Genomic DNA, 9,938 nt, shown 5'->3' on the forward strand with positions numbered 1-9,938 from the left:
ATAGACCATTTAATTGCTCATTATTCATTCTTAATTCTCCTGACTACTGACTACTGACTACTGACGACCGACTCCTAACCAACCAAGACAAATTTTGATTTTTACAAGAGGTCTATTATAGCCAGTTCCTTAACAATATGTTACAATAGCCGGCGAGAGGGGGGTGGCCAATATCTGGAACTTTTGGGCTAGAGATAGATTCTAGGGATCAGCAGTCACCTCCTAAAGTAAGCTTTTAATCAGATGTTGAGGTTAGTCTATGGCCAATGTTTCCGGGCGGTTTGAAAAGCAAGAATACAGCCAAAACTCAGAAAATACCGTCACGGTGGTCAGTTCAGTCATGTCCGGTTTAAAAAAAGCATCTCCCCTGCAAAAGGGCTTATTTTGGGGAATAACCCTCAGTTTTACCGCCCTAGTTTCCGCCACTGTTGGGGCTGCCGTCGCTTTAATTAGTCCCTTACCCGCACCAATTGGGGCCATCTTCCAAAAAACGACTTTTCCCACCCAAACAGACATCCTTGAGGCTCAAGCTTGGAATAGCTTAATTAACCAGCAGCTTTCTCGTCCTGTTAATATTTTAGTTATGGGCATCGATCGAGTTTTAGATGCCAAAAACGGCGACGATGTATTTAAAGGTCGCAGCGATACCATGCTCCTAGTGCGCTTCGATCCTAGCGATAAAACCGTGAGAATGTTGTCTATCCCTCGCGATAGCCGCGTCAGAATTCCTGGCCACGGTTTCACTAAAATTAACGATGCCAATGTTCACGGTGGACCAACTCTAGCGGCGGAAGTGGTCAGTAATACTTTAGGGGATGTCACCGTAGATCGCTATGTCCGGGTGACTACCGATGCCTTTAAGGAATTAGTCGATTTAGTCGGGGGCGTAGAGGTTTATGTACCCGAACGAATGTATCATAAAGATGTCACCCAAAAATTAGAAATTGATTTACAAGAGGGTTGGCAAAATCTCAACGGCGACCAAGCAGAACAATTTGCCCGTTTTCGTAACCAGCAATACGGCGATATCGGTCGCGTACAAAGACAACAAATTTTATTAAAAGCACTACAACAAAAGATTTTTAGTCCGACAATTCTCCCCAGTCTCCCGAAAGCAGTACAGGTTTTACAACAATATATCGATACGAATTTATCCGTCGAGGAAATGCTGGCTATCGCTAATTTTGGCCGGGAAATTAAACAGGATGACTTAAGAATGATCCTACTCCCCGGCCGGTTTAATAACCTCGAGGAATACGATGGTCGCAGTTATTGGATTTTGAACCGTCGCGAAATTAGAACCATTGTGGCTAATAATTTTACCGATAACTATTCGCGGGGAGAAACCTCCATTTATAGTCTGCGGATTGCCATTCAAAATGCCACCCATACCAAAGGTTTAGCCCGTCGTACTCGCAATTATCTGGCCAAACAGGGCTACACAAATGTTTATATTAGCGATGACTCCTCCCAAAAGCTAGAAACCACGGCAATTATTGCTCAAAAAGGTGATATTCAGTCCGCTAACCTCTTGAAAAATCAATTGGGAATCGGTAAAGTAGAATCATCCTCCACTGGTGCTTTAGACTCAGACCTAACTATTCGGGTGGGTGATGATGCAGCCCAGTTTTTCGACGCTCAACAGTAACAATGTTGAAAAAAATTTTCAGTCTGGTTTTAATTATTTTGCTGGCGATTCTTTGGCTACTTTTTTCGGCCCGTCCGGTGGCTTTGGCCCAAGATAAAACGATTAACTATAGTTTTGCCCAGCTGCAAGATCGGGATTTTTCCCATCAGGATTTACGCGGAGGAGTTTTCGCCGCCGCCGCGATGCGGGGAGTTAACCTAGAAGGGGCCGATTTATCCTATAGCATTCTTACCGAGGCTGTCCTCTTAAAAGCTAACTTAAAAGGGGCCGATTTGACCGCCTCTTTGGTAGATAGAGTTACCCTCGATTTTGCCGATTTAACTAATACTATTTTTACCGATGCGATCGCTACTCGCAGCCGTTTTTATGACACAATTATTACCGGGGCCGATTTCACTAACGCGGTCATTGATAACTATCAGGTCAAGTTAATGTGTGAACGGGCCGATGGGATTAATCCGGTCACGGGAGTGGCCACCAGAGATAGTTTAGGCTGTGATTAGCAATTCCGGGCAGATTCTAGCTGACTGCTCAAAAATAGCCTACCCCCTACACTCCGGCTATCTCGATCGAGACAGCCAGGATGTAGAATGAAAATACTGAGCGAGGCTAGAGAAAGGAGAGGGACTCTTGATAATCGTCATCGATAACTATGATAGTTTTACCTACAATTTAGTCCAGTATTTGGGAGAATTAGCCTCCGAGTTCCCGATCGCCGTGCCGATCGAGGTCTATCGTAATGATAAAATCGATCTGGCCACGATCGAACAAATGCGGCCGGATGGAATTGTCATTTCCCCCGGTCCAGGTCGTCCGGTCGATGCGGGCATATCTCTGGAATTAATCGCTAAATTTGGCCCCCATTTGCCGATTTTGGGGGTCTGTCTCGGTCATCAAAGTATCGGTCAGGTATTCGGGGGGGATGTGGTCTGGGCCCCAGTCTTGATGCACGGCAAAACTTCCCCAATCTATCACAACAATGAAGGGGTATTTCAAGGCTTAGAAAATCCTTTTACTGCCACCCGTTACCATAGTTTAGTGATCGAGCGCTCAACTATGCCAGATAATTTAGAGATCACGGCCTGGGTAGAAGATGGCACGGTCATGGGAGTCCGTCATCGGGATTACCCCCACATTCAAGGAGTACAATTTCATCCCGAAAGTATTTTAACCACTGCTGGCAAGGAACTTTTAAGAAACTTTCTGCGATCCCTCTAGTGTTTGCTAATCCCCAACCCCTGAAATTAACCTTCAATTGATTAATTCTGCATCTACATTTATGAAAAGGCGAGATTTTATCTTATCGGCGGGGGCAAGTTTCTTAACCGTGGCAGTAAGCTCAGTTTTAGCGGAAACTAAACCGAAGCCCACTAACCCCACTTCCCCCCAAAAACCCGATAATTCCCTCTTAGTTCAATGGTTGGGTCATAGTTGCTTTTTATTCACCGGAGGAGGGCAAAGAGTCCTAGTTAATCCTTTCCGGGCAATTGGTTGTACGGCGGGTTTTCCTTTGCCAAAAGTAGAAGCAGATATCGTTTTAATTAGTAGTCAACTGTGGGATGAAGGGGCGGCCGAGGGTTTACCCGGTAATCCGAAAATTTTGTTTGAGCCGGGGGCCTACGATCTGGGTAAATTAAAACTACAGGGTATTAGTATCGCCCACGATCGCATGGGTGGGCAACGTTTCGGTATGAATGTGGCCTGGCGTTGGACCCAAGCGGGGATTAGTATTGTCCATTTAGGGGGGGCAGCGGCCCCAATCGAATTAGAACAAAGAATTCTCCTAGGTTCGCCGGATTTAGCTTTTATTCCCGTGGGAGGTGGTCCAAAAAATTATAATCCCCAAGAAGCAAAACAGGCGATCGAAGTTTTACAACCGCGAATTGCTATACCAACTCAATACTTTACCAGTGCCGCCGATAAAAATGCCTGTGAATTGGTGTCTGTAGATGAGTTTCTCAAGTTAGTCAAGGATAAAAATATCCGTTTGATCGAGGACAATAAATTACGGATTCGTGCCGCCGATTTACCCAAAAAAGGGACGCTCATTCGCGTGTTTGACTACCGCAAGCTGTTAGAGAAATCCTAATTTTTAGGAGCCAATAACCTAGTCCTATTGATTAGCTAATTTTCCTCGATCGACGGGACTGTAGATCATCTCCTAGTTCTCTAAAAATTGCTTTAACAATCTTATTAAAAATGTTTTTTCTGAAAGAATCTCGCTCTTTTTTTAGACAGGGATGGACAATTGCGGTTTTACTAATTGCCCTGCTTGTTTCCCTGCCAATTTTATCGGTTGCCAGTAGTTTATTAACTAATTCCAGTCAAGTCTGGCAACATCTGATCGAAACTGTTCTCTGGGATTATCTAGTTAATTCTTTTTGGTTAATGTGCGGGGTGGGCAGCGGCGTTTTAATCATCGGTGTCGGCACAGCTTGGTTAACAACGATGTGTCAATTTCCCGGTTGTCAACAATTTCAATGGTTATTATTACTACCCCTTGCCGCTCCTGCCTATCTCTTGGCCTATACTTATACCAATATGATGGACTATTTTGGTCCGGTGCAGACGTTCTTAAGAAGTGTTTTCGGTTGGAATAGTGTCGAGGATTATTGGTTTCCTAGTATCCGTTCTCTTTGGGGGGGGATTCTGATGTTAATACTGGTGCTTTATCCCTACGTTTATCTGTTAGCAAGGGTCGGTTTTTTAGAGCAATCTGTCTGCACGGTGGAGGCAAGTCGCTCCTTGGGATGTAATCCTTGGCGCAGTTTTTTTACTGTCGCTTTACCCCTAGCAAGACCGGCAATTATGGCGGGATTAGCTCTAGCTTTAATGGAAACTCTGAACGATTTTGGTACGGTGCAGTATTTTGGAATTAATGCTTTTACCACGGGGATTTATAATACTTGGTTCGGTATGGGTGATCGCATAGCGGCGGGGCAGTTATCAACAGTTTTAATGGTATTTATCCTCGTTTTAGTTTTCCTTGAACAATCCTCCCGTCGTCAAGCTCGTTACTATGAAATGACCAATCGTTTCCAGTCACCGACTAAGTACGAACTAGGATTTGTTCGGATTTTTTTGGCAATTATCGCCTGTTTTTTGCCAGTATTTCTTGGGTTTATCGCCCCTGCTTTCTATCTGACCTATCTAGCCTTTAATCACGCCCAAGAAACTTTTAATAATGACTTTTTTAGTTTATCGGTAAACAGTTTTTTTCTGGCTAGTTTAAGCGCAATTATTGCGGTAGTTTTAGCTTTAATTCTCGCCTACGGGGAAAGACTTAATCCGAATAAAACTCTTAAGGGTTCTGTGCGGATTGCGGCGGCTGGTTACGCTATCCCCGGCATTGTTATCGCGGTGGGGGTTTTAATTCCTATCGGCAAATTAGATAACTTTTTCAATCAAGGATTAAATATCAATTTAATTCTGAGCGGCACGATTTTCTGTGTGATTTTTGCCTATATTGTCCGGTTTTTAGCCGTAGCTTTTTCCACGTTAGAATCGAGTTTAAGTAAAATTAAACCTAGTTTAGATGATGCTTCCCGCAGCCTTGGCTATGGCACTGGTGCCACTTTAATTAAAGTGCATATTCCTCTTTTGTCGGGGGGATTATTGACGGCGGCTATGTTAGTTTTTGTCGATGTGATGAAGGAATTACCGGCTACTTTGGTCTTAAGACCTTTTAATTTTGATACCCTAGCGGTGCGCGTTTATCAATACGCCAGTGATGAACGTTTGGTGGAAGCGGCGGCACCGGCCCTGGCCATTGTCTTAGTGGGATTAATTCCGGTAATTTTTTTGAGTTGGCAAATTTCCCGACGGGCGATCGATTAAAGTGGCGGCTGATTCCTAGGCAAGTTGGCGATCGGCCAAGAGCTTAGTTCTATAGTCTAGTACAAAATAATGTTACAGTTCTTGACAAGACTACTAGAGAGAGGGGGTGTCAGTGATAGGATTCCCTAAAACCCCTTTTGTTTATTTTTGTAGAGAGAACAAAATCCTATGACAGAACTTTCTGGAAAAGCTCCTAAGTTCGGTGGCAGCACGGGCGGTTTACTCACCAAAGCCGATCTGGAAGAAAAGTACGCCATCACCTGGACAAGCAGCAAAGAACAAGTCTTTGAAATGCCCACCGGTGGCGCCGCTATCATGAACGAAGGCGAAAATCTCCTCTATTTGGCCCGCAAAGAACACGCGCTCGCTCTTGGTACCCAATTACGGACGAAATTCAAGCCCAAAATCGAAGATTACAAAATCTATCGGATTTACCCCAGTGGTGAAGTGCAATATCTCCACCCTGCTGATGGTGTCTTCCCCGAAAAAGTTAACGCCGGTCGTGAATTTTTCGGCAAAAAAGACCGCAATATCGGCAAAAACCCCGAACCAGCGACAATTAAGTTCTCTGGTGTCACTCCCTACGAAGCATAATAAATAATCCCTAAAATCGAGAGTGGGGAGTTAGATTAAGAAGCTATTTAGCCCCAAGATTTAACTTCTGACTCTCGATTTCTCTTATCGCAATCGGCAATTAATTGCTAGTTAGGGTTTGCGGCAAAAAGTTTTTCCTGGGGTTAGGAGTTAGGAGTCAGTATTCAGGAGATAGGGTGGTCACTGCGTGCGCGTTGCGGGGGGTTTTGGGGTGTTAGGGTGATGAGACAACTTCCCCACTACCCCACTACCCCACTTCCCCACTACCCCACTACCCCACTTCCCCACTACCCCACCTCCCGACTTCCCCACTTCCCCACTCCCCACTCCTTCATAATTCATAATTCATCATTCCGTTTTCTCCCCTACAAGTGTTGTGCTATCCGTTTCCTGAACCATCAAAATATGATCTTCCCCGACTTCGATCGCTTTCGTCAACTCGCCGGTCAAGGTAACTTTATTCCTGTCTATCAAGAATGGATCGCTGACCTAGAAACACCCGTTTCGGCCTGGTATAAAGTTTGTGCCAATCAAGCCTACAATTTTTTATTAGAGTCGGTGGAAGGGGGCGAAACCTTGGGACGCTACAGCTTTTTAGGAGGCGATCCCGTCTGGGTATTAGAAGCGCGGGGAAACACCACTACCCAAACTTTTCGCGATGGTTCTCAAGAGATTTTTTCGGGGGATCCTTTCGAGATTTTAACCCAATGTTTAGCCCCGATCGTGCCGGTTAAATTGCCGCAATTACCCGCCGGAATAGGGGGGTTATTTGGTTTTTGGGGTTATGAATTAATTAATTGGATCGAACCGCGAGTGCCTATTTATGCCGCTACCGATGCCGATCTACCAGATGGTATTTGGATGCAGGTGGATAATCTCATTATTTTCGATCAAGTTAAACGGAAAATCTGGGCGATCGCTTATGCCGATATCCGGGGTAAAAATCCCGATTTAGCGGCCGCTTATCAAGCGGCCTGCGATCGAGTGACACAGTTAGTTCTGAAGTTACGATTACCCCTACCAACTAATGCCAAAACCTTGGAATTATTACCGGTTGGTCAGGGGAAAGAATTAGTCTATGAAAGCAATACAACTCAGGAAAAATTCTGTCAAAATGTCTTGAAAGCGAAGGATTACATCAAAGCGGGGGATATTTTTCAGGTGGTTATTTCCCAGCGTTTAAATGCCAATTATCAGGGTCATCCCTTCGATTTATATCGTTCCCTGCGTCTGATTAATCCTTCTCCCTACATGGCTTTTTATAACTTTAAGGATTGGCAAATTATTGGCTCTAGTCCTGAAGTGATGGTTAAGGCAGAACGGGACGAATTAGGTAAAATAAAGGCTACGGTCAGACCAATTGCTGGCACCCGTCGCCGGGGACAAAACTTGAGTGAAGACCAAGCTTTAGCAACGGATTTATTGCAAGATCCCAAAGAAATTGCCGAGCATATTATGTTAGTGGATTTGGGGAGAAATGATCTAGGTCGGGTGTGCGATCGAGGTACGGTCAAAGTGGATGAATTAATGATAATTGAACGTTATTCCCACGTTATGCACATTGTTAGTAATGTGGTCGGGGATTTAGCAACCAATAAAAGTGCTTGGGATTTATTAAAAGCTTGTTTTCCCGCGGGAACCGTCAGTGGGGCCCCGAAAATTCGCGCCATGGAAATTATTCATGAATTGGAACCCTGTCGTCGTGGTCCCTATTCAGGGGTTTATGGTTACTACGATTTCGAGGGACAGTTAAATAGTGCCATCACAATTCGCACTATGATTGTTCGTCCCCAAGGTAATCAAAATTATCTGGTTTCTGTGCAAGCGGGAGCAGGGTTAGTAGCCGATTCTGAGCCGGAGAAAGAGTATGAAGAAACCCTCAACAAAGCGAGGGGTTTATTGGAGGCAATTCGCTGTTTAAGTTAGATTTTTTGCCCAGGATCATCCTTTAGACTTTTTTCCCATCAAAAAGTGCCAGTGATTGGAGTGATCGGGGGGGAAATTTAGGCACTTTTTCCCTGAAAATTAGGTAATTGACCCCCTGAAAATGGGTAAAACCCTACACCCCACACCCTACCCCCAGGAAAAACTTTTTCAGCAAGCCCTATTTAACCTCATTCCAGTTAAGGGGATTTGGCCATGATTTCCGAGAAGGAATAGGGTCAACTAACCAGGATAACATCAAGGTTTCAGCTTATTGCCATAAGTTTAGCTACTTGGGTTCAATGGTTACTAAAATCTGATAGGAGTTTGGTGGAGTCGTTTTAGTCGTAAACACGAATAAAACTTGGTTATTATCAAGATTTCTGGGTGAATCCCTGCTATCAGAGGTATATACATCTACATCTCTGGTTGAAGTTCCATAGACATTATTAAACCCATCCACATGGACCGCAATGCCATCTCCAGGCATTGCATCAACAGGTGAACCGAAAGCTCCTTCCGGTTTCCCCATGCTCAAATCTACTTTAGGTGCAGTAAGAACACCGCAGGAAGGACTGAATGTACAAGTTCCTCCTTGAATAATTTCAGCTTTAACAGTTGCAGGCACGATAACGATGGGTATATGTCGTTTGTCAGGGACAGCCCCGGTAGCAGCCGTCAGATAAAAATAGGTGGGGGAGTCTAGGTCGCAAAATTTTTGACAAGGTATCGGGAAAACTCTGGTACTGACAGAGTATTCAAGTTCCTCATTGGTAGTCATCCTTACCTGAGCCTTGGCATGCAAAATCACTTGATTACGACCTTTGGGAACACAGGTATAAAAATCGTCCACATTGCCAGTCTGGGGGATTCGGGTAAAAGTCGGATCATCACAAATGGGGTCATTAACAGCCGCTGCTAACCTATCGATGACAGGGGAATGTTGCCAAGTCAAAGTATCATAGTTGCCATTAGCGTCCAATTGCGGACCATAGCGCCACAAGACTCGCGGACCGGTCAAGCTAATTTCATCAGGAGCAGGGTTTCTGGTATAGTAAACGATCTGTTGATCAAGCGGATGACTGGGATTGCTGGGATCAGGAATTTGGAAAGCTAGAACTGCTCGCGCTCCTGGTATTCCTTTCAAATTGAGTGGTTGAGTCGGTCTGATCTCATTTTCGTTCTCAGCGATAATTTTTGCTCGTCTCACTTCATCTGAAACAAACTCTAGAGTACGATTAAGATTATTCTGGATTTCACTATCGGCATTAGCTCGATAGTTACTTCTGAGCAGGTTAATCAAGCCATTTCCCGCCACCAAGACGGCAATCAGCATCATCAAACCTGCCAGTAAGACTTCTGTAATCGTGAAACCCGCTTGCAGACGACGATGAGCAGATTTTTTCTGCAAACGACCTGAGTGATTGATGTACTCTAAATAAAAACGCATAGTTTTAACCTGTCCCGATTCCCATTTTATTATATACTTGCCTAAATATTTAACATTTATTACAATCACGCAGATTTTATTAAACTATCGGTCAATCAAGTCGAAAAGGGTTTTCGGAAACCAGTGAAAATTTACTACTACCTATTTCCTTGACAATTTCCCCAGAAAACTCCCGATCAAAAATGTCTTGACCTAACTAACTTCACCACTAACCACAGGATAAACCGAGAAAATCCTCTAGATAGTGATTTAGGTGTGGCCAGAGAGGTGATTTTGATCAAAGCTATTAATCGCTTTGGGGAGTATACTTTGCACGGCTATAACTTGCATTTTTTCCTCAAAGACAATAATATAGTTTAAGAGTCATAATTAGAAGCAAAGCACTCATTGAAAACATGATTAACCTAGAATTCACCGAAGAAGAAAAGAACTCACTGTATTATGAAAGATTTCATCATCCCCCATCCCCGGGTTCAACTGAAGATG

Annotated in this window: 8 protein-coding genes; 7 read left to right on the plus strand and 1 reads right to left on the minus strand. The window is 44.1% G+C overall.

Annotated features, from left to right (window positions below):
* The first annotated feature begins 259 nt into the window (after window positions 1–259).
* The 7 genes from PX636_RS15665 (at window position 260) to trpE (ending at window position 8,005) form a co-directional block, all read left to right on the plus strand.
* The gene (locus PX636_RS15665) at window positions 260–1,648 is read left to right on the plus strand and encodes an LCP family protein (RefSeq protein ID WP_002796768.1); all 1,389 of its coding nucleotides are present in this window, start codon (window positions 260–262) and stop codon (window positions 1,646–1,648) included.
* Window positions 1,649–1,650: 2 nt separating this feature from the next.
* Window positions 1,651–2,151, plus strand: a complete 501-nt coding sequence (locus PX636_RS15670) for a pentapeptide repeat-containing protein (protein ID WP_288117762.1) — start codon at window positions 1,651–1,653, stop codon at window positions 2,149–2,151.
* A 127-nt stretch (window positions 2,152–2,278) separates the two neighbouring features.
* Window positions 2,279–2,866 (plus strand): anthranilate synthase component II, encoded by a 588-nt coding sequence (locus tag PX636_RS15675; protein WP_012265495.1) that lies wholly within the window; start codon window positions 2,279–2,281, stop codon window positions 2,864–2,866.
* A gap of 61 nt (window positions 2,867–2,927) precedes the next feature.
* Window positions 2,928–3,737, plus strand: a complete 810-nt coding sequence (locus tag PX636_RS15680) for an MBL fold metallo-hydrolase (protein WP_002758464.1) — start codon at window positions 2,928–2,930, stop codon at window positions 3,735–3,737.
* 110 nt (window positions 3,738–3,847) lie between these two features.
* Window positions 3,848–5,485 (plus strand): ABC transporter permease, encoded by a 1,638-nt coding sequence (locus PX636_RS15685; RefSeq protein WP_012265494.1) that lies wholly within the window; start codon window positions 3,848–3,850, stop codon window positions 5,483–5,485.
* 168 nt (window positions 5,486–5,653) lie between these two features.
* On the plus strand, window positions 5,654–6,079 hold the full coding sequence (locus tag PX636_RS15690; RefSeq protein WP_002796771.1) for a photosystem I reaction center subunit II PsaD: 426 nt from the start codon (window positions 5,654–5,656) through the stop codon (window positions 6,077–6,079).
* Window positions 6,080–6,484: 405 nt separating this feature from the next.
* The gene (gene trpE / locus PX636_RS15695; RefSeq protein WP_288117763.1) at window positions 6,485–8,005 is read left to right on the plus strand and encodes an anthranilate synthase component I; all 1,521 of its coding nucleotides are present in this window, start codon (window positions 6,485–6,487) and stop codon (window positions 8,003–8,005) included.
* 286 nt (window positions 8,006–8,291) lie between these two features.
* Here trpE and PX636_RS15700 read toward each other — a convergent pair whose 3' ends face one another.
* Entirely contained in the window at window positions 8,292–9,452 is a 1,161-nt protein-coding gene (locus PX636_RS15700) for a PulJ/GspJ family protein (protein WP_288117764.1), read from the minus strand.
* Window positions 9,453–9,938 lie beyond the last annotated feature (486 nt).

The sequence above is a fragment of the Microcystis sp. M53598_WE2 genome, assembly GCF_030067735.1.
Classification (GTDB): domain Bacteria; phylum Cyanobacteriota; class Cyanobacteriia; order Cyanobacteriales; family Microcystaceae; genus Microcystis; species Microcystis aeruginosa.

Excerpts from the sequence above, each read along its gene's own strand:
- PX636_RS15700 (WP_288117764.1), bottom strand. The coding sequence starts at position 9,452 with ATGCGTTTTTATTTAGAGTACATCAATCACTCAGGTCGTTTGCAGAAA.
- PX636_RS15690 (WP_002796771.1), top strand. The coding sequence starts at position 5,654 with ATGACAGAACTTTCTGGAAAAGCTCCTAAGTTCGGTGGCAGCACGGGC.
- PX636_RS15685 (WP_012265494.1), top strand. The coding sequence starts at position 3,848 with ATGTTTTTTCTGAAAGAATCTCGCTCTTTTTTTAGACAGGGATGGACA.
- PX636_RS15665 (WP_002796768.1), top strand. The coding sequence starts at position 260 with ATGGCCAATGTTTCCGGGCGGTTTGAAAAGCAAGAATACAGCCAAAAC.
- PX636_RS15670 (WP_288117762.1), top strand. The coding sequence starts at position 1,651 with ATGTTGAAAAAAATTTTCAGTCTGGTTTTAATTATTTTGCTGGCGATT.
- PX636_RS15680 (WP_002758464.1), top strand. The coding sequence starts at position 2,928 with ATGAAAAGGCGAGATTTTATCTTATCGGCGGGGGCAAGTTTCTTAACC.
- trpE (WP_288117763.1), top strand. The coding sequence starts at position 6,485 with ATGATCTTCCCCGACTTCGATCGCTTTCGTCAACTCGCCGGTCAAGGT.